Here is an 18,019-nt window from a genome sequence, read left to right as displayed (position 1 = left end):
CGGTCAGATCCTCTCTTCCAGATTGGCGAGGATCTCTTCGGCGGAGGTGCCGTAGGGCCACGAGTCGGCGAAGCCCGCGTCGGGATCGAAGAGGAACAGATGCGACGTGTGGCCCATCGTGTAACCATCCGGCGCCGCAGCCTCTTCGACGCGTTCGAAGAAGATCGGAAAGGTCTCGGATGTGGCGGCGATCTGTTCCGGCGTGTCGGTCAGCCCGATGATGCCCGCATCGAACAGCGGGACGTATTCGGCGAGTGCTGCGGGCGTGTCTCGTTCAGGGTCGATTGTTATGAAAATCGGCTGGACCTTGGCGGCATCGTCGCCCAGACCGTCCATCACCGCCGCGACCTCGGATAGGGTCGTCGGGCAGACGTCGGGGCAGTTGGTAAAGCCGAAAAAAACCAGCATCCAGCGCCCCGCAAAGTCCTCCTCGGTTCGAACCATACCCTGGTGGTCCGTCAGTTCGAACTCAGCGAAAAAAGGCGGTTCGGCGTCGGTTCGGGCGCTATCGGCACGATAATCGGACCATAGCAAAAGCCATACGAAGGCAAGCGCTGCCACGCCTGCCAAAACCCAAAGAAACTTCTGTGCCGATGTAAGGGACAATCCTGTTCGCCTGATTTTGATTCTTATTGCTTGTGCGGATACATCCTCTAGCTGCTAGAGGTTCAAGCACGAAATCATGGTATAGCTTGAACTCACGCGTCTGTGAATCCGACACTTGTCTATTCCGACGGCAAAACCTACACAAACTGTATCTTTTTCATGGAGGCGAAAATGCTCACGATCGGTACTCTGTCAAAGAAGACTGGCACAAAAGTGCAGACCATCCGGTACTACGAACAGATCGGACTCATGCCCGAACCTGGCAGGACCGAAGGCGGACAGAGGCGCTACGACAATGCACAGCTTGATCGACTGTCCTTCATCCGCCACTCGCGGCAACTCGGCTTCTCGCTCGATGCGATCCGCGAGCTGCTCGACCTCAGCGACCATCCCAATCGGCCCTGTGATGAAGCTGATGCCATCGCGCGTCGCCAGCTCAAACAGGTGGAGCAGCGCATGGCCCGCCTGAAGGCGCTGCGCACGGAACTGAAACGCATGGTTCACGAATGCAGCGGCGGGCGGACGGGAGATTGCAAGGTGCTTGAGGTGTTGCGGGACCATTCGGAATGCTTGACCGAACACGAGGAAATCGGGGCCTGAAGGAATTCAGCCAACATTCCGGCTGGAACGCAGATCAGCCGCAGAAGTTAATGTGTCGTACAACACAAGCTGGAACCACAAAATGGCCGCTAGACAAGATTCAATGGAGAGACGGACGCTTTGGATCGTTCTGGCGCTCAATATCGGTTTGGCCGTGGCCTTTTTCGCAACAGGCGCCTTCGGCGACTCAAGTGCCCTGATCGCCAACGGGCTCGATAACCTCTCCGACAGCTTCGTCTACGCGATCAGCCTTTTCGCTTTGTCCCGATCCGCCAAATGGAAACGCGGGGCGGCGAACGTTTCCGGCGGGCTGCTGATCCTGTTCGCTGCAGGCATCCTCTACGATGCGTGGCGCCGCTACATCGGTGGGTCAGATCCGCTCGGGACGATCATGATTGCAATGGCCCTGATCGCGGCGGCTATCAACGCAGTCTGCGTTTGGCTGCTCGCTAAGCTCAAAAATCCAAACGTCAATATCCGCGCGGCCAACACCTTCAGTTACAACGATTTCGCCGCGAACCTCGGGATCGTCGTGGCCGGTGGCCTCGTCGCTTGGCTAGGAACCAACTGGCCGGACCTTGTCGTCGGTGTGATCGTCGCCGGGATCGCGGCCTGGGGCGGTATCGACATCCTGCGCGACGCACACGGCGAACACCACAAAGCGGTTCACACGGACAAATAGTTGCGGGAGATTCTTTCTGAAAGAAAGGATTGAAGCTATAGTGACTATAGCAATTAGTCTTGTTCCAAGACGATTCGAGGAGCGACCCGTTGCAGATGACCGACCCCCTACTTGTACCCACCAAACTACTGGATTTTGATGCCGCGCCTCTTGCGCGTCTAATTGAGAACCGCAGCTGGCGCGGCTTATCCGAATACGATCGGATCGGAGCTGCCTATGATTTCGTTCGGAATGAAATCGCGTTCGGATACAATCGAGCTGACGACATCCCCGCATCCGAAGTGCTTTCCGACGGCTATGGGCAGTGCAATACCAAAGGCACGCTCTTGATGGCGCTGCTGCGTGGTGTCGGCATTCGTTGCCGGTTGCATGGGTTTACGATCCACAAAGGCTTGCAGCGCGGTGTTGTCCCTGAGCTGGTGTATCCGCTTGCTCCGCAGGAAATTCTCCACTCATGGGTCGAGATCGAATTTCAAGGTGCCTGGATCAACCTTGAAGGCTTCATCCTGGATGACGCTTTCCTCGATGTCCTGCAAACGTCATTCTCGGACACAGAAAGTCTCTGCGGTTATGGCGCGGGCACGGATTGCCTTGGCGCGCCTCCCGTCGCCTGGAACGGAGAAGATACCTACATTCAGAAAACCGGCATTGTGCAAGATTTTGGCGTGTACGATACGCCGGACGCCTTCTATTTGTCCCATGAGCAATCCTTTGGGTGGCTGCGTGGTGCCCTTTACCGTCATATCATCCGCCACTGGATGAATGCGCGCGTACGTGGTTTCCGCAGCGGCCGCCTCAAGACTGACCGACGCGCGACACACGCGCATGAGGAGCCTGCCAATGCCGCATGATCATGGGCACGCGCATATCGAACCGGATTCTGGCGATCGGCGGGTTGCCATCGCGATCTGGGCGAACGGGCTTCTTACCGTTGCGCAGATCGTCGGGGGCATATTCTCGGGTAGTTTGGCACTGATCGCCGATGCGCTGCACAACTTTTCCGATATGGCCTCGCTTGTCATTGCCTTCGCCGCACGCAAGATCGCGCGCCGCCCGGCCGATGAGCGCATGACCTTCGGCTATGGTCGGGTCGAAATCGTCGCGGCCCTGATCAACTACACCACCCTCATCGTGATCGGCTTCTATCTGATCTACGAAGGTGGCATGCGCATGATTGATCCACCCGAAGTCATGGGGTGGACCGTCGTCATTCTCGGTGGAATCGCGCTTGTGGTCGACACGCTGACCGCAATGCTGACCTATTCGATGCAGAAGGGGAGCGTGAACATCCGCGCGCTTTTCCTGCATAACCTGTCGGACGCGCTTGCTTCGGTCGCGGTTATCGTCGCTGGGTCGATGATCATCCTTTACGACATGCGTTTGGTCGATCCTACCATCACCATCGGCATCGCGATCTACATCCTGTATCTGTCTTTCACTGAAATAGGCGGCCCAATCCGAACCCTGATGCTCGGGAGCCCGCCGGACATCGACAACGAGGCCGTCGTCGAAGCGATGCGGAAAGTCGAAGGCGTCGCCGACGTCCACCACGTCCATCTCTGGCAAATGCAAGAGCACGAGGCTGCGCTCGACTGCCATGTCGTCGTGGCAGCCGAAGGGTGGTCGAAGATTGAAGAGATCAAGAGCGCGATCAAGAAGCGGCTGAAGGAAGAATTCGGCATCAGCCATTCCAGCCTCGAATTCGAGCACGAGGATCGCGCTCATCAGAACGCCGATCTCTACTGTCACGGCAACGCAAGTGAAAAGGAGAAGACCAATGTTCAAGGAAACGCTGACCGAGCGTGATGATGTCATCGGGCTCGTCTGCGAAGGCAAGTTGACGGAGACAGAATTCAAGCAAATGCACGCGCTGCTTCATGAGCGTCTTGGAACAACCGATAATCCGGGTCTGGTTCTCGACCTTACAAGTTTCGAGGGCTACGAAGAGCCTTCGGCGATGCTGGAAGATCTGAAGGTCGACACCGCCCACGTGAACGATTTCGGTCGCATAGCGGTTGTCGGAGAACGCAGATGGATGGAATGGGGCGCACGGGTGGTCAACCTACTGACGGGCTCCGAGATGCAGTGGTTCGAATCCAGCGATACCGAGTCCGCAATTGCGTGGGCGCGTGACGGGTAGCCAGCGATTCTGCAAGAAAAGGATTCTGGCCTGGAAATTGACATCACATCAGATGCTTCACGATTAATGGAGGATCGGAACGATCTAAATGTAGTCAGCAACATTTGTCTGCTCGGATGAAAAAATCCGATGAAGTTTGATGTCGACTTTAGGCTGCAAAATAAGTCCCTACGCGCTGAATTCTTCGAAATTTAACATAAACTTCATTATCTGCCGATTTTCTGTACGGGGGCAGAGCCTTCCCGGATCCAAAGCTTGGCAGGTGAATCTACCTGGATATCTCCCCTGCCAGCACCGCTCGTCCGTGCACCGCCAACGTCGCTGAAAACCTCTGGCACCCAAACTCGTGGATCACATCGAGTACACGCGCTTCGTAGGCAGTGTATCCGATCAAGCGACACAAGTCGGACGCGTGGAACTGGCGGTTCGAAGTTGGTGCGGCTTGCATCTGTCTCAGCAATTCGCGCTCTTTGGGGTCCGTTATTGGTCTCGCGGGCGGCTTGACCGCGGGACGAGTTGGAGTTCCCGACGAATTTCGCCACCGGCGCATGAAGCCAAGCAGGAAGCCGGCCGGCACCCTGCCGTTGCCTCGGGACCGATTGAAGGCGAGGAAGCGATCCCAGATGACCTGGGTGTCGATGTTCCAGCAGGGCAACGTGGCCTTCGCTGCTTTGATGAGCTCTGCCCAACTGGTCTGAAAAACGTTCGAACTCGCGGTGATGTCGATCAGTCCTGAGAAGATAGTTTTGTTATTATTATCTCTAGATAGTGATGTGTCACCTTCACCTGACACGAGATCATGGGTTTCACTCTCCTCGTCGAAGGCGGAAAACCGAAAGATCCAGGGCGCGAACTTTCCATTCGGCTTTGCCCGCTCGAGCTGCAACTTCGACGTCTCAAGTTCGCTCAATAGAACCGAAAGATATTGTCGTGAAACACCCATCTTCTCCGCCAGGGCCGAGAGGGTGAAGGCTGCCGTTCCGCGCGACAAACCGTTGTAGCCATCCTTCCAGGCGATGGCATCGAGGATGAGGGTAGCAAGCTTGTGCGCAGCAACAGAGAGATTTGTCTGTGTGATCCGTCGCAGGATCAGGCCGGTCGTAGGTTCCATGGTCGAGGTCTCCTTGGAGAACCGACGCCATGTCGTGAGACAACAACATTCTTGCCAGCAAAACAACTTTGCTGGTTGCGGGTGTTTTAGCGGTGCGCTAGGAAACTCTTGTTCACGGAGTTTTCTAGCACGGCGTCAGGCTTCACGGTCTGGCGTCGTCTCCTTTTCGGGGGTTTTGCACAGCCTTCCGTGCGGGGTTGTCAGGACGCGCGCGGTAATACCGCGCGCAGATTTTGTCAGTAGCGAACCTCTTCAGAGCCATAGTTCCCGGCGTGATCACGCCAGTCGACGAAGACGGAACGGTAAAAGTAGCTGCCGCATCCATTCGGGATGCTCAGGCCGGATGCGGCTGGCACCTGGCCCACGGTGGATCTTGTCCATCGGTAGTCGCCCTGCACGCCGTAGGACCCCAATCGCGTCGAGTCGCTGCGATTGCAGTCGCCATCTCGGTTTTCGTGCTGGCGATACTGGATGTGATAGACCCGTATGCTGCGCACGAAATCAAAGGCGTCGCCCGAAATGTCGATGTCAGCTTGCTCATCTGCTTGGACGCGAACAAGGGGTTTCGAAGTCGATTCCTGCGGTTCGGGCGGATCGCGGAACGTGGTGTCATAAAGGCGTTCCATAGGCGACATCGGGCTGGGATCGTTGAACGACACACCCATCGGACACCGCCAGATTTGTAAGGGCGGCTCGATCGGCCATGGTGTGATCCGCCGAATGAAGACCGCTCTGGCATGCGCGCAGGGCGCGGAGGCAGGCCAGCCGCCCGCAAGGCAGAGGAGGATTGCACAGTCCACCTGATAGGCCTGAGCCGGACCTGACGAGGCCATTAGTCCGGATATGGTTAGTGCCGTGGCTGTTGCCACGCTGTGGATCACGTGCTTCATGATGCCGACTCCATCTATAATGGTGCAGCGATACGAAACAACATTAATGATAGCAAGGAGATTTGATTGATGGTTGCTTGCGACTGTTCGCTTGTGTCGCTTGACCGCTTCCAAGATCTGACGCCGGTTCTGGCTGCTTCTGCGTCTTGAAAGTGGCCAAAATTGCGGACCCCTTTCATGTTAGCTGCTAAACAAACGTCTGTTACAAAGGGGAAATTGGGTGTTCCAATGTGGCCGCGAAAGTGGTCACGGAAGGACAGATCGAATGAGCCCTCCAAACCGCGTGGCGCAGCGCTCCTGGCCTCGGGAAGGGCTGTATCGGGAAACTGCCCGGCCCGGCTCTCCGCATGGAATCCGGGAGCAGAAGGGCGGGAGCAGCCAGCGAGCCGATTTGGGGCCCAAGTTGGGATCGAGCCTGAGCTTGAATATCTATGTCAGTATCTGATACGATTGAGCATGGATAGGAGAGTCTGATGCCAAACGTCCACCTGACCGAACCGATGCAGAAATATTTGCAGGCGCAGATCGAGTCCGGCGCCTACGCCAATCTGAGCGAAGTCGTGCGCGCCGGCGTAAGGATGCTGATGGAGAAGGATGGCGCCCGGCAGTTCTATGCCCTCAAGGCCGACCTAGAGGAAGCAGCCTCCCTGGCCGAAAATGGGGATTTCGCCGAGTTCGATGCTCATGCCTTCGAACCGGATGCATTTGATCGCTGACCCATATGATTATTCGACTTTCCGGTCGGGCCAGGGCCGACCTTGAAGAGATCCGTGCCTACACCGTCGAAACTTGGGGTAGGGACCAATGGCTCGTCTATTACCGCCAGTTGGTCAACGCCTTCGAGCAGATCACCGGGGATCCCGACCGGGGTCGGGACAGGAGTCTCTTCGTTCCGGGGTTGCGGTCCGTCAACTGCCAACGTCACGTGATCTTCTACAAGCGGCTAGATGCGGCGGATGGGGCGGCAGTCATCCTGCGCATCGTGCATCAGCGCCGCAACATGCCCGCGCTCGTCTACTACGAGGATCTCGACGGCGGTTAAGCCCTTGCGTTTCCTCATTTCAATGGCTCGACCAGTCTTCCATAGTCTTCACTGACCTCGTGAAACGCGCGTTGGCGCCCGCCATCGAGGCAACGAAAGTAGTCCTACACATCGGCAAAGTGGGTCTCAAAATCGCTCAAACCCGACCAATTTGAATGTTGGAAGCGCTAAGAATTACTGCTTCGATACCTGGTCATCACGCGAGCACTCAATGCCCATTGTGATCATGTTGATGTGGCTCGGTTTTTGTGCGCTGAAGAAACCAATGCTCAAAGATCAATACACAAGCCATGATCGCGAATGCGACCACTACAATCATTGGATCGCTCTGCCACTTTAGTGAAGCGAATACGGCAAGCACGATCGCGTCGAGACCGATTGCAGTCAACATGATCCATCCATGCGCAGAAAGCTCGGCCCTAAGGTTTCGGTACACTCCCCAGTGAATAACCATATCCATTACAAGGTAAAAGAAGGCCCCCATCGACGCTATTCGGCTAACGTCGAAGAGAATGGTCAGCAGGCTCGCAATCACTACTGTGTAGATCAGTGTATGGTCGCGGACTCCGCCTGACATCCCAAAATGACTGTGCGGGATCAATTTCATCTCTGTCAGCATTGCCAACATACGAGATACCGCAAAGATGCTGGCAATCACGCCTGATGCAGTTGCGATCAAAGCGAGCGCGACGGTCAGATAGAAGCCCGTTTCCCCAAGGGACGGTGCTGCCGCTTCCGCGAGCGCATAGTCTTTTGCTTCGACGATCTTGCCAAGCGGCAAGCTGCTTCCCACCGCAAATGCTACCAAGAGATACACCACTACGCAGACCGCCAATGAAATGATGATCGCGCGTCCGATGTTGCGGTGTGGGTCCACTATCTCGGCGCCGCTGTTGGTGATTGTCGTGAACCCTTTGAATGCCAGAATTGCCAACGCTGTGGCACCAACAAATCCGCTGAGACCCTGTGAAGCTGTTCCATCTCCTGTTGTGCCAAAAGTAAACCCGCCGGCCCAAAGCGCAGAGATCCCAAACAGAGTGATACCGCCAACCTTCAGTACCGCGAGCAACTGGGAAATCCAGCCTACAGAGCGGTTGCCCGAGATGTTGACGACATAGGCTGCGATAATGAGAGCAACGCCTATTGCCGGAACCAGTAAGCCATCTGGTGCAATGCCCAGTCCACGGAGCAAATAGTTTGCGAAGGTCCGTGCGACTAGGCTTTCGTTAATGACCATTGACAGAGCCATAAGCAAAGCCGCTGCAGCGGCTACGGCGGTTGGTCCATAGGCCTTTTGCAGGATCATTCCAATTCCGCCAGCTGACGGGTAGGCATTGGACATTCTTATGTAAGTGTAAGCGCTGAAGGCTGTAACGATGGCTCCAACGATGAACACAAGTGGAAAGGTAGGGCCGGCCAGTTCCGCAATTTGGCCTGTGAGTGCCAGAATTCCGGCGCCAATCATGACACCAGTCCCCATGGCGACGGCATCCCAAAGAGAAATGCTGCCCGCTTTATAGTCGCTATTCATCGTCGATCTGCTTTCTATTTTTGAGGGTCAAAAAGACAAAAGGCAGTGCTGTCACAACCCCAAGTCCTATCGTGATCCATTCAGCCGTTCCCCAATCCCCTGACATGGCCACAGCTCCAAAATGGGCAAGAACAAAACTCGCCGGCAAAATCCCGGCAAAAGTTGCCAGCATGAAGCGCCATAGATGAAGTTGGCTCAAGCCCGCAACATAGCTGATTGCATCGAAAGAAACGAATGGAAGCAGGCGGGACGCAAACACTGATAACATCAGAGCCTTTTGCGACCCCAACAGCCCGAACTCTGAATACTTACCCAAAAAACGCCGAACTGTGCTTCGACCGAGTTTTCGCGCGAAGACAAATGCGATTGTAGCACCGAGCTCCGAGCCTATGGCTACGTAGGTGGCTCCGAGATAGTGACCAAATGCAGCCCCGGCGGCAAGTGCGATTGGTGCGCTCGGTATGGGGCTTGCGACAATCGCGAGGGCCATGAGTGCAATAACCGCGAGGGGGCCAACGGCTCCGGCATTTTCAATATGGCGCTGCACTTCAGCCTGTGAAAAGGCGACCCCAAGATTGCTCAGAGAAACCGTGCCCGAAAAAAAACCGAAAGCTGCAAGAGACAGAACTGTTGCTATCGCCAAACAACCAATCAGGCGACCATATCCCCATGCTTGCACGATCATGTGACCGTGAACTGCGCCATCATTCCTCCATCTTCGTGTTCAAGGATGTGACAGTGATACATGAAGGGATTGGCGCGATCTGCCGTCTGCTCAAAGCTGACCAGGATATCGACTCGGCCATTTACGAGCACGGTATCCTTCCAGCCAGAATTTTGTATGCTTGGTTTCTTTCCGTTTTCGGCGAGCACCTGAAACCTCACGCCATGAACATGAAACGGGTGCATCATCATGTTTGAGGAGACTTGCCAAATCTCGGTCGCCCCCTTCGAAAGAGACAAGTCTATCCTCCCCATGTCGAAGGACTGCCCATTGATCGCAAACCGATCATTCGACCTACGCATCATCATGCCCATCCCCATTGGCATATCGAGTGTGATCTGACGTGTATTGACTGATCGGGCCTCACCGTCAGGCAGGACGCCGCCCAAGTCGGCGGGTATTTCCAGAATGCGGGCAGGAAGTCTCGCATCCACACCAAAGGGTACAACTACGAAGCTCCCCCCAGCAGTGCTCGCGCCGCCCATCATCCCACCCATCATCTGATTGGGATTTGCAGAGGATACCAGCGTGCCAGCCTCTCCTCCCGAAAAATCGACGAGGACTTCGTATCGTTCGCCGGGAGCGATCACGAGGGACTCAATGGCGACAGGTTGATTGAGATAGCCACTGTCCGTCGCGATGAGGTGCATCTCGCGACGGTCAGAAAACGATAGGGGATAAATCCTCGCGTTCGAGCCGTTGAGCAAGCGCAAACGGACAATACCGCGAGGGACGACAGCCTGGGTGCCTAGCTGACCGTTAACAAGAATGACATTGCCCATGAAACCCATCATCTGATCTGGCATAGACAGGCCATAATCGATGCGGCCCTGCCGGTCGAACCGGCGGTCTTGCAGAACCAAGGTCAAATCATCGACGCCGTATGAGATCGGGAGACCCCGAGCATCGTCCCGACCGTCATCAACGTGGATCACACCGGCCAATCCCCTTTGAACTTGTCGTCCGGTGTCACCATGAACGTGCGAGTGGTACCAAAGAGTAGCGGGTGGTTGTGTCAGATCCAGTTCGGGAAACCAAGTCGTGCCCGGTTCAATGGTCTGGTGTGGGCCGCCGTCAACTTCGCCGGGTATCAGCATACCGTGCCAGTGCACCGAGATTTTCTCTGACAGCGTATTGTCGATCTGTGCTTGCGTCGAAGCTCCTGCGGGAAGACGTAGCGTAGGCCCCAAAAAGGATTGGTTGAACCCCCAGGTCTCACCGCCGCCCAGTCCTGTAAAATCGGTCTTGCCCTTTTGGGCAGTCAGACGGAAATGCCGATCGCGGGTTGCGTCGAGCAATGGTGGCATAGCCAACGCCCTGACACTCCCCTGTGCGATGGCCGCCAGCGGACCTGTGGCGAACGGCAGGCCAGCCAAGCCGGCGATGAAGGCTCTACGATTTGTCATGGTATAGCTTGTGTCTCACGCTAGCTCACTTGGGAGGGCGGCCAGTGCGGCTTCTCTTGTTACTGTCGGCAGACCTTGCTCGATCCAGCCGGATCTCCCCGGGGCGCCAAGCATCCCGCCTACGGCGTCAACAAAGCCGGCAGCTTTCGCTTCACGCAACTTGCTCATTACGAGACCTGAGCGATGGCCGGTCCGACAAATCAGGGCGACCGGGCGTCCCGCAGCAAGATCGCGGGCGTCGAAGAGGCGCTCCCCGAACCGCGGATGGGTCATGTCGATTGGCCACGCCCCCTCCGCGACGCCGGTATCTTGCCATTCCTCGGGTCTGCGGATGTCCACAAGCCTTGCCAAATCGCTTTTCAGCGCATCATGGAGAGTATCGAGCGCCCATACGTCATGGTTGTCAGCCCAAGCTGGCGAATAGGCAAGCAAGGTGCTCGATGCGAACAGGCCAAAAGTTTGACGGCGGCTCAGCATGGTCTGCCTCCTCAGTTTAGTTTATGCATTATCAACCGCAGATCGCAGCATATCGCGCACCTGCGCGGCGACTTCGTGCAGCTTCTCATTCTCGACAGCGGCCATCGAAGCCACTGGATCAACAGCGCTGATTTCAGTGCCGTTTTCGACCGTCCGCAAGATCACATTGCAAGGCAGCATCGATCCTATACGGGGCTCCAGCCCAATGGCCTCCCATGCCATATGAGGGTTGCACGCACCCAGAATGCGGTATCCATCCATGTCGCGGTCAATCTTTTTCTTCATTGTTGCCTGTACGTCGATTTCGGTCAGTACACCAAATCCCTTTTCTTTCAGGGCTTCGCGCAGGCGCATCTCCGCATCATCAATCGCCGTATTGGGCAGATGTCTGTTGTAGGTATAACTCATTTTGAGCCCTCTCGATCTTGTTCAGGCAAACCCAAAGCACCGAACCGTTGACGGGCTTACCTGAATGGGGAATTTCTGAACGACGGGGTTCAGTTGTCTTCGTCCGTCATCATTCCGGGATTTGCGGCCATACCCTGTGCCATGTTGTCGGCAGGGGCGACCATTTCGCCTTGAGAAATCTGGCCGTCGCCATCAGCATCAAGCATCTGGAAACGATCGACCATGGTCTCGCGCATCGCCTTGGCGTGAAGCGACGCGAATTCGTCAATCGAGAGCGTGCCATTACCGTCGGCGTCATAGTCCGACAGCATCGACTGAAGGCCCTCATGCGCCTCTTCGGGAGACACCGCGCCGTTTCCATCCATATCGAACATTGACATCATGTTGCCCCCCATCATCGGGAACATACCTTGACCGGTTGTGCTTGGTCCCATCATGCTGCCGTTTCCGCTCATCATGCCCGAATGCATTTGCATCATCATGCGCATCATGCCGTGCATCATCTGAAGATGCTCGGCCATCTGACTGGGATCCATCATGCCGCCACCCATCATCATTCCGGGCCCGCCCGTCCCTGCCATCGGTTGAGCAAGTACATTGGGAGAGACGCTTTCACCGCCCGCAGCTTGGTGATGGCTGTCATCGGCGAGCGCAGCACCTGCTGTGAGAACGGCAACCAGAAGACCGGTAGAAACTTTTGTTGAGTAGGACATTTTGAAGCCTTTCCTTCTTTTGACCTCATACAACTTGGCATCAAACATTTGAATGTAAGGACGTACACCCGTGGATTTGTATCCGTCTGTCGCAATGGACAGGGGCTGATACAATTGGCGACAAAAAGGAACCTGACCGTCTGATTTCCAATGCTTTAGAAGGGCCCCATGCAACACGCGCCACATATTCTCGTCGTGGATGACCATGAACAGATCCGGAAAAGTGTAACCCGCTATCTGGAAAAGAATGGCATGCGAGCAACCGCTGCCAAGGATGCGGCGGAGATGGACGCGAAGCTGGCTGTCGGAAGCTTCGACCTACTGGTCCTGGATATCATGATGCCTGGCGAGGATGGCCTTTCCGTTTGCCAACGTCTGTCAAGCGAAGGGCGACTGCCGATCATCATGTTAACCGCGCTCGGTGAAGATGCGGACCGTATTGTCGGTTTGGAGATCGGTGCGGACGATTATCTTCCCAAGCCGTTTAATCCACGCGAACTCCTTGCGAGGATCAAAGCCGTCCTGCGAAGAAGCGAGCACAAAGAGGCCTTCACCGGATCTCTGAGCGGCCGCAAAGTCCGCTTTGCACACCTTACCTTGGATGTAGACCGGCAGGTGCTTCTCGACGACGCGGGACAAGAGACCGCTCTTACGGTCGCAGAATTCAAACTGCTGACGGTCCTTCTGGAGCGCCCTCGGATGGTGTTGAGCCGCGATCAGTTGCTAGATCTTTCTCAGGGCATTTCCGCTGGTCCGTTGGACAGGAAAATTGACAACCAGATTTCGCGCCTTCGGCGAAAGCTCGAGCCCGACATTCTCCGTCCACGTATTATCAAGACGATCAGAAGCGGCGGCTACTGCCTGTCGGTCGACGTCGAGGTGTCCGAATGATCTGGCGGCTCCTACGATCTCTCCGGGTCCAACTCGTTCTTCTCATCATTATCGCGTTGGGGATCGCACAGTTTGTCAGCCTGTGGCTCTTCGCCGATGAACGAAGCCTCGCCATACGGGCTGCTCTTGGGTTTGAGGCAGCTGGACGAGCGGCAAATGTTGCGCGCTTGATTGAAGAGGCACCCGCTGACCTGCGCCCATCAATTATCCGCGCGGCGAACTCGCCCCTTGTTCGCTTTGACCTCGGGACGAAGCCGCTTGTGCAACATAGCGACCATTCGGATGGCGGGTTGGTTGAAACCCGCGTCCGCGCACTCCTGAACGACAGCTACAGTCGCGACATTCGTGTGGAGCTTCACCAGATCCAAGGCGCGATCCTGCCGCTACCGAACCTTTCGCACGAAATGACCGAGATGCACTTGGCCATGATGCGAGGTGAACTGTCCGCAATCGAGATGAACCTTTCAATTTCGATCGCCGGCGGCCAGTGGTTGAACGTAAGTACGCGCTTTGAGCGTCCGCCGATCCAGTGGCCGCTTTATTCCATGCTGACATTTGGTCTGACGGCAATGGCCCTGTTGGTCGCAGTGAGCTGGTTTGTCATGACCGGACTGCTGGGCCCTCTGCGGCGATTGGCCTGGGCGTCGGAACGATTGGGGCGTGGAGAAGACATAGACGCGTTGCCAGAACGGGGACCCCAGGAGGTTCGGGAGCTGACCGCTGGTTTCAACCGTATGCAGGACAGGCTGACACGGTTCGTTGCCGACAGAACGAGGGTTCTGGCGGCCCTTGGACATGATCTTCGATCTCCGCTCACCGCAATGAGAGTACATTCAGAAATGGTAGAGGAAGACGAAACCCGAGAGAGTCTCGTCGCAACCGTCGAAGAAATGCAGTCGATGGTGGAAGCAACCCTTACCTTCGCGAAAGGTCTCTCAGGGAACGAACCAATGCAGGATGTTGACCTGCAATCGTTCCTAGAAGCTCTGCGGGGGGATATGGTCGTACCGTTTGTGCTCTCTGACGGCCCCGAAGTCACGGTTCGATTGCGCCCCAATGCCATTCGACGCGCATTGCGAAACGTGATCGAGAACGCGGTGCGCTACGGCGGGTCCGCAACCCTGGGCTGGATATCAGCCGAGGGGGAAATAGAAATTTCCGTCACTGACAGAGGGCCGGGGATTCCAACCGCAGAATTGGAACGCATATTTGACCCATTCTTCAGGCTTGAAGAAAGCCGATCTCTGGAAACCGGCGGGCATGGGCTGGGCCTGTCGATCGCAAGGTCCATTCTTCGTGCGCAGGGTGGGGAGATCAGTCTGGCGAACCACCCGGACGGGGGGCTTATCGCGACAATTCGATTGCCAGTTGCTGAAACATGAAATGACAGAAAAGGAAACCGACATGCTTAGACTTACCAACACAACCGCAGCATTCACACTGTTCGCGACGACCGCCATGGCGGACCCCGGCGGAGATTATTACGGCCACATGTGGGGCGGTGGATTTGGAATGCTGGGAGGGCTGATGATGATCGTGTTCTGGGGCGTGATTATTGCGCTGATATTCTTCGCCGTTCGCTGGTTCAGCGAAAAGGGCCGTGCCTCCGGGTCGAGCGCGCATGACATTCTCAGGGATCGCTTCGCGCGCGGTGAGATTGATGAAGAAGAGTATCGCAAGCGCAAAGCCGCTCTAGACGACTGAGAAAGTGATCACCAGTCGACCCCACTGCTAAAGATCGTGAGGCTCCTATGACCCCGGAACTCGGCCATTTTGTGCTGGCCCTCGCATTGGCGTTGGCCCTCGTCCAATCGACTATTCCTCTTTTCGGCGCGGCCCGGGGCAATCTTCTCTGGATGCGTTCGGCCCGGTCGACTGCTTTTGGGCAGGTCGTCTTCGTCGGACTTGCCTTTGCAGCCTTGATGCGCGCTTTTGTTGTCTCTGATTTCACTGTTTTGAACGTTGCGAACAATTCGCATTCGCTGAAACCAATGATCTTCAAAGTCGCGGCGACTTGGGGAAGTCATGAAGGATCGTTGCTTCTCTGGGTCTTCATTCTGACCATCTTCGGTGCTGCGGTTGCTGCTTTCGGCTCAAACCTACCGGAAACACTTCGAGCGCGAACTTTGGCAATGCAGGCATGGATCAGCGTCGGGTTCCTGTCCTTCCTTCTCTTCACATCCAATCCGTTCGAGCGCGTCTTTCCTCCGCCGCTTGATGGCGCTGACCTCAATCCTCTGCTCCAGGATATCGGCCTCGCGATGCACCCGCCTCTGCTGTATTTTGGATATGTCGGTTTCTCGATCGTCTTTTCGTTTGCAGCCGCAGCCTTGATCGAGGGACGGATCGACACAGCCTGGGCAAGATGGGTTCGACCCTGGACACTGGCCGCGTGGATCAGCCTGACTGCGGGGATAGCTCTGGGATCGTGGTGGGCATATTACGAACTGGGTTGGGGTGGATGGTGGTTCTGGGACCCGGTTGAAAATGTCAGTTTTATGCCCTGGCTTCTCGGGACAGCACTTCTCCATTCGGCGATTGTCACTGAAAAGCGTGACGCGTTCAAAAGCTGGACAATCCTACTCGCGATCTTGACGTTTTCGCTGTCACTCCTCGGCACATTTGTGGTTCGGTCTGGCTTGCTGACCTCTGTGCATGCTTTTGCCGTGGATCCGGAGCGAGGCCTATACATTCTTGGCCTGCTTGCGATTTCAATTGGTGGCTCACTTGCACTCTATGCGTGGCGGGCGCCAATGATGGAAGGTGGCGGGTTGTTTAAGCCGATTAGTCGAGAGGCAGGGTTGTTGCTAAACAACCTGATCCTGGCTACAGCGACTGGCACGGTTCTGTTCGGTACGCTTTATCCGCTGTTTCTCGAAGCCGTTTCTGGTGACAAGATTTCCGTCGGTCCGCCGTTCTTCAATGGCGCGTTCGTACCAATGATGCTCCCCTTGGTTTTTGTCATGGGTCTGGGGCCGTTTTTGTCCTGGAAACGAGCCGATCTCGTCGGAGTGCTTCAACGTGTCCGCTTCGTGGTGGTGCTGGCGGTGCTGGCAACGCTCGCAATTTGGTATTTCGCCAAAGGCGGGCCCGTGTTGGCATATCTTTCGATCCTCATCGCGCTTTGGTTGTTTTTTGCTTCCTTACGTGAATGGGCGCTGCGGGTTCGTTTGTTCGAGGTTCCGCTCCAGGAAAGCATCCGGCGTGCCCGCAATTTGCCCCGCGCGGCGCATGGAATGACGCTCGCTCATGCGGGAGTTGCGGTCTTGATGATCGGCATGATTGGCTCTTCGGTTTGGAAATCTGAAGAGATCGCATTTGTAGAGCCCGGCACGAGTGTCAACATTGCGGGATTTGATGTCACATTTGAAGGTGTGCAGCGCGTTCGTGGCCCGAACTATATTGCGGATCAGGGAACCCTGCGCGTCGAAAGGGGCGGCTCTTTCGTGACGGCTCTCAAACCTGAACGGCGCAGCTATCCGGTCGCACAAAGTACGACAACAGAATCGGCGATACGGTCAACCCTGGCGGGAGACCTATACGCTTCGATCACGGAACCCTCTCTGGACAAAGCCGAAGAGAGCGGTGCCTGGACTCTGCGTATTCTCTATGAGCCATTCGTCGGCTTGCTTTGGTTGGGTGCGGCCATGCTTGTCATAGGCGGCAGTCTGTCCTTGTCCGATCGCCGCTTCCGGGTCGGGGCACCCCAAAGCTCCAAGGCACGATCCACGAAACCGGTCGCAGCGGAGTGAGCAATGAAACGAGCTGTAGCGATTATTCCCTTGGTACTGGCAGTGATTGTCGGCGGATTTTTCTTGTGGGGCCTGAATCCCAATCGTGACCCAAGCGAGATTCCTTCGGTTCTCATTTCTCAGCCAGCTCCCTCGTTCATTCTCGGGCCGGTGCCGGGTCTTGATGTACAGGGACTGTCTCGGGAAAACCTGCTCGGAAACCCAACGCCAGTCGTCGTTAATGTGTTCGCTTCCTGGTGCGTTCCCTGTCGTGCCGAACACGCGGTTCTGAGCGCTTTGGTTGAGCGCGATGGCGTGCGTTTGTTCGGGATCAACTACAAGGATCAACCGGTAGACGCGGTCAATTGGCTTCAAAATCTCGGGAACCCGTACGAACGTATTGGCTTGGATCTGTCAGGTCGTGCCGGGATCGAGTGGGGGATTTCGGGTGTGCCCGAGACATTCATTGTCGGAGGCGATGGAACGGTGCTCTACCGATACGTCGGCCCGATCGTCGGTGAAGAGGCTGTATCAACCTTTCGCCAGGCTCTCCGACAAGCGGGTGTGTTAGAGGAGAGGAGCTGACATGCGTCGTTTTTTCCTTGTGTTGGCACTCATCATGCCAATGTCTGCGCAGGCTGTTGAGCCCGACGAAATCCTCTCCGATCCAATCCTCGAGGCTCGGGCACGGGAGGTTTCCAGGCAGCTTCGCTGCGTAGTTTGCCAAAATCAGGATATTGACAGCTCGAACGCCGGCGTTGCGCGCGACCTACGACTTTTGGTCCGGGAACGGTTGGTTGCGGGTGACACGAACGAAGATGCAATTGCTTTCATCCAAGCGAGATACGGCGATTACGTTCTACTGAAGCCTCCGTTTAAACCCGAGACCTACGCTCTCTGGTTTACCCCCCCACTCCTTGGGCTCTTGGCTCTGGGGATCGGTGGCGGCATCCTGATGGGCTCTCGAAAAAGAAAAAAAATCGCAGACCTGAGCGATGACGAGGAGGCCGAGGTCGCACGCATTTTCACTTCATCCAGCGAAGGGGACCACCGATGATATGGATTGC

At 56.1% G+C, this 18,019-nt stretch carries 22 protein-coding genes; 13 read left to right on the top strand and 9 right to left on the bottom strand.

Features of this window, described 5'->3' with window-relative positions:
- Positions 1-3: 3 nt before the first annotated feature.
- On the bottom strand, positions 4-606 hold the full coding sequence (locus AC07ED_RS04125; RefSeq protein ID WP_232616941.1) for an SCO family protein: 603 nt from the start codon (positions 604-606) through the stop codon (positions 4-6).
- Between the two features lie 171 nt (positions 607-777).
- Here AC07ED_RS04125 and AC07ED_RS04120 point away from each other — a divergent pair, with 171 nt between their 5' ends.
- The 5 genes from AC07ED_RS04120 (at position 778) to AC07ED_RS04100 (ending at position 4,028) form a co-directional block, all read left to right on the top strand.
- Positions 778-1,206: a MerR family transcriptional regulator gene (locus AC07ED_RS04120; RefSeq protein ID WP_013959865.1), complete on the top strand. Its 429-nt coding sequence runs from the start codon at positions 778-780 to the stop codon at positions 1,204-1,206.
- Between the two features lie 103 nt (positions 1,207-1,309).
- On the top strand, positions 1,310-1,888 hold the full coding sequence (locus AC07ED_RS04115) for a cation efflux transmembrane domain-containing protein (protein WP_009573601.1): 579 nt from the start codon (positions 1,310-1,312) through the stop codon (positions 1,886-1,888).
- A gap of 95 nt (positions 1,889-1,983) precedes the next feature.
- Positions 1,984-2,739 (top strand): transglutaminase-like domain-containing protein, encoded by a 756-nt coding sequence (locus tag AC07ED_RS04110; protein ID WP_009573602.1) that lies wholly within the window; start codon positions 1,984-1,986, stop codon positions 2,737-2,739.
- Positions 2,729-3,694 carry a cation diffusion facilitator family transporter gene (locus tag AC07ED_RS04105; protein WP_009573603.1) on the top strand — a complete coding sequence of 322 codons (966 nt, stop codon included), beginning with the start codon at positions 2,729-2,731 and terminating at the stop codon, positions 3,692-3,694. The genes AC07ED_RS04110 and AC07ED_RS04105 overlap by 11 nt, the downstream gene beginning before the upstream one ends.
- Positions 3,666-4,028, top strand: coding sequence for a SpoIIAA family protein (locus tag AC07ED_RS04100; protein WP_009573604.1), 363 nt, complete (start codon positions 3,666-3,668; stop codon positions 4,026-4,028). Before AC07ED_RS04105 ends, AC07ED_RS04100 begins: the two co-directional genes overlap by 29 nt.
- 268 nt (positions 4,029-4,296) lie before the next feature.
- On the opposite strand, the gene AC07ED_RS04095 is transcribed toward AC07ED_RS04100, so the two are convergent.
- Positions 4,297-5,139 carry a hypothetical protein gene (locus AC07ED_RS04095; protein ID WP_096807337.1) on the bottom strand — a complete coding sequence of 281 codons (843 nt, stop codon included), beginning with the start codon at positions 5,137-5,139 and terminating at the stop codon, positions 4,297-4,299.
- Positions 5,140-5,375: 236 nt separating this feature from the next.
- Positions 5,376-5,972 carry a hypothetical protein gene (locus tag AC07ED_RS04090; protein WP_009573606.1) on the bottom strand — a complete coding sequence of 199 codons (597 nt, stop codon included), beginning with the start codon at positions 5,970-5,972 and terminating at the stop codon, positions 5,376-5,378.
- A 530-nt stretch (positions 5,973-6,502) separates the two neighbouring features.
- Between AC07ED_RS04090 and AC07ED_RS04085 the strand changes: the two genes are divergently transcribed.
- Together AC07ED_RS04085 and AC07ED_RS04080 are read left to right on the top strand one after the other, a co-directional pair.
- Positions 6,503-6,745, top strand: coding sequence for a type II toxin-antitoxin system ParD family antitoxin (locus AC07ED_RS04085; RefSeq protein WP_105236769.1), 243 nt, complete (start codon positions 6,503-6,505; stop codon positions 6,743-6,745).
- A 5-nt stretch (positions 6,746-6,750) separates the two neighbouring features.
- Positions 6,751-7,071, top strand: a complete 321-nt coding sequence (locus AC07ED_RS04080) for a type II toxin-antitoxin system RelE/ParE family toxin (protein ID WP_009573608.1) — start codon at positions 6,751-6,753, stop codon at positions 7,069-7,071.
- A 208-nt stretch (positions 7,072-7,279) separates the two neighbouring features.
- Here the strand turns inward: AC07ED_RS04080 and AC07ED_RS04075 are convergent, their stop codons facing one another.
- The 6 genes from AC07ED_RS04075 to AC07ED_RS04050 form a co-directional block, all read right to left on the bottom strand.
- Complete coding sequence (locus AC07ED_RS04075; protein WP_009573609.1) at positions 7,280-8,602, bottom strand: APC family permease; 1,323 nt, start codon at positions 8,600-8,602, stop codon at positions 7,280-7,282.
- Entirely contained in the window at positions 8,595-9,287 is a 693-nt protein-coding gene (locus AC07ED_RS04070) for a TVP38/TMEM64 family protein (RefSeq protein WP_105236768.1), read from the bottom strand. Before AC07ED_RS04070 ends, AC07ED_RS04075 begins: the two co-directional genes overlap by 8 nt.
- A complete protein-coding gene (locus AC07ED_RS04065; protein WP_478241855.1) occupies positions 9,284-10,702 on the bottom strand; it encodes a multicopper oxidase family protein in 1,419 nt (472 codons plus the stop codon). Before AC07ED_RS04065 ends, AC07ED_RS04070 begins: the two co-directional genes overlap by 4 nt.
- A 45-nt stretch (positions 10,703-10,747) precedes the next feature.
- Positions 10,748-11,209 (bottom strand): rhodanese-like domain-containing protein, encoded by a 462-nt coding sequence (locus AC07ED_RS04060; protein ID WP_009573612.1) that lies wholly within the window; start codon positions 11,207-11,209, stop codon positions 10,748-10,750.
- A gap of 21 nt (positions 11,210-11,230) precedes the next feature.
- The gene (locus AC07ED_RS04055) at positions 11,231-11,617 is read right to left on the bottom strand and encodes a DUF302 domain-containing protein (RefSeq protein WP_009573613.1); all 387 of its coding nucleotides are present in this window, start codon (positions 11,615-11,617) and stop codon (positions 11,231-11,233) included.
- A gap of 89 nt (positions 11,618-11,706) precedes the next feature.
- Positions 11,707-12,330 (bottom strand): EF-hand domain-containing protein, encoded by a 624-nt coding sequence (locus tag AC07ED_RS04050; RefSeq protein ID WP_009573614.1) that lies wholly within the window; start codon positions 12,328-12,330, stop codon positions 11,707-11,709.
- A 168-nt stretch (positions 12,331-12,498) separates the two neighbouring features.
- On the opposite strand from AC07ED_RS04050, the gene AC07ED_RS04045 reads away from it, so the two are divergent.
- Genes AC07ED_RS04045 through AC07ED_RS04020 form a run of 6 tightly spaced genes read left to right on the top strand, consistent with a single transcriptional unit; the run spans position 12,499 to position 18,009 of the window.
- Positions 12,499-13,221 carry a response regulator gene (locus AC07ED_RS04045; RefSeq protein ID WP_009573615.1) on the top strand — a complete coding sequence of 241 codons (723 nt, stop codon included), beginning with the start codon at positions 12,499-12,501 and terminating at the stop codon, positions 13,219-13,221.
- Positions 13,218-14,603 carry an ATP-binding protein gene (locus tag AC07ED_RS04040; protein ID WP_009573616.1) on the top strand — a complete coding sequence of 462 codons (1,386 nt, stop codon included), beginning with the start codon at positions 13,218-13,220 and terminating at the stop codon, positions 14,601-14,603. Before AC07ED_RS04045 ends, AC07ED_RS04040 begins: the two co-directional genes overlap by 4 nt.
- Position 14,604: 1 nt before the next feature.
- Positions 14,605-14,925, top strand: coding sequence for an SHOCT domain-containing protein (locus AC07ED_RS04035; protein WP_232616942.1), 321 nt, complete (start codon positions 14,605-14,607; stop codon positions 14,923-14,925).
- 47 nt (positions 14,926-14,972) lie between these two features.
- On the top strand, positions 14,973-16,973 hold the full coding sequence (locus AC07ED_RS04030) for a heme lyase CcmF/NrfE family subunit (RefSeq protein WP_009573618.1): 2,001 nt from the start codon (positions 14,973-14,975) through the stop codon (positions 16,971-16,973).
- A 3-nt stretch (positions 16,974-16,976) separates the two neighbouring features.
- Positions 16,977-17,537 carry a DsbE family thiol:disulfide interchange protein gene (locus AC07ED_RS04025; protein ID WP_009573619.1) on the top strand — a complete coding sequence of 187 codons (561 nt, stop codon included), beginning with the start codon at positions 16,977-16,979 and terminating at the stop codon, positions 17,535-17,537.
- A gap of 1 nt (position 17,538) precedes the next feature.
- Positions 17,539-18,009 (top strand): cytochrome c-type biogenesis protein, encoded by a 471-nt coding sequence (locus AC07ED_RS04020; RefSeq protein ID WP_009573620.1) that lies wholly within the window; start codon positions 17,539-17,541, stop codon positions 18,007-18,009.
- Positions 18,010-18,019: the final 10 nt, after the last annotated feature.

This window comes from Aestuarium zhoushanense (genome assembly GCF_056431045.1).
This window is presented reverse-complemented; position numbering and strand designations above follow the sequence as displayed.

Coding starts and splice junctions, on each gene's coding strand:
- AC07ED_RS04120 (WP_013959865.1), top strand. CDS start 778: ATGCTCACGATCGGTACTCTGTCAAAGAAGACTGGCACAAAAGTGCAG.
- AC07ED_RS04090 (WP_009573606.1), bottom strand. CDS start 5,972: ATGGCCTCGTCAGGTCCGGCTCAGGCCTATCAGGTGGACTGTGCAATC.
- AC07ED_RS04105 (WP_009573603.1), top strand. CDS start 2,729: ATGCCGCATGATCATGGGCACGCGCATATCGAACCGGATTCTGGCGAT.
- AC07ED_RS04085 (WP_105236769.1), top strand. CDS start 6,503: ATGCCAAACGTCCACCTGACCGAACCGATGCAGAAATATTTGCAGGCG.
- AC07ED_RS04100 (WP_009573604.1), top strand. CDS start 3,666: ATGTTCAAGGAAACGCTGACCGAGCGTGATGATGTCATCGGGCTCGTC.
- AC07ED_RS04095 (WP_096807337.1), bottom strand. CDS start 5,139: ATGGAACCTACGACCGGCCTGATCCTGCGACGGATCACACAGACAAAT.
- AC07ED_RS04030 (WP_009573618.1), top strand. CDS start 14,973: ATGACCCCGGAACTCGGCCATTTTGTGCTGGCCCTCGCATTGGCGTTG.
- AC07ED_RS04060 (WP_009573612.1), bottom strand. CDS start 11,209: ATGCTGAGCCGCCGTCAAACTTTTGGCCTGTTCGCATCGAGCACCTTG.
- AC07ED_RS04080 (WP_009573608.1), top strand. CDS start 6,751: ATGATTATTCGACTTTCCGGTCGGGCCAGGGCCGACCTTGAAGAGATC.
- AC07ED_RS04110 (WP_009573602.1), top strand. CDS start 1,984: ATGACCGACCCCCTACTTGTACCCACCAAACTACTGGATTTTGATGCC.
- AC07ED_RS04070 (WP_105236768.1), bottom strand. CDS start 9,287: ATGATCGTGCAAGCATGGGGATATGGTCGCCTGATTGGTTGTTTGGCG.
- AC07ED_RS04115 (WP_009573601.1), top strand. CDS start 1,310: ATGGAGAGACGGACGCTTTGGATCGTTCTGGCGCTCAATATCGGTTTG.
- AC07ED_RS04055 (WP_009573613.1), bottom strand. CDS start 11,617: ATGAGTTATACCTACAACAGACATCTGCCCAATACGGCGATTGATGAT.
- AC07ED_RS04020 (WP_009573620.1), top strand. CDS start 17,539: ATGCGTCGTTTTTTCCTTGTGTTGGCACTCATCATGCCAATGTCTGCG.
- AC07ED_RS04035 (WP_232616942.1), top strand. CDS start 14,605: ATGACAGAAAAGGAAACCGACATGCTTAGACTTACCAACACAACCGCA.
- AC07ED_RS04040 (WP_009573616.1), top strand. CDS start 13,218: ATGATCTGGCGGCTCCTACGATCTCTCCGGGTCCAACTCGTTCTTCTC.
- AC07ED_RS04075 (WP_009573609.1), bottom strand. CDS start 8,602: ATGAATAGCGACTATAAAGCGGGCAGCATTTCTCTTTGGGATGCCGTC.
- AC07ED_RS04050 (WP_009573614.1), bottom strand. CDS start 12,330: ATGTCCTACTCAACAAAAGTTTCTACCGGTCTTCTGGTTGCCGTTCTC.
- AC07ED_RS04025 (WP_009573619.1), top strand. CDS start 16,977: ATGAAACGAGCTGTAGCGATTATTCCCTTGGTACTGGCAGTGATTGTC.
- AC07ED_RS04045 (WP_009573615.1), top strand. CDS start 12,499: ATGCAACACGCGCCACATATTCTCGTCGTGGATGACCATGAACAGATC.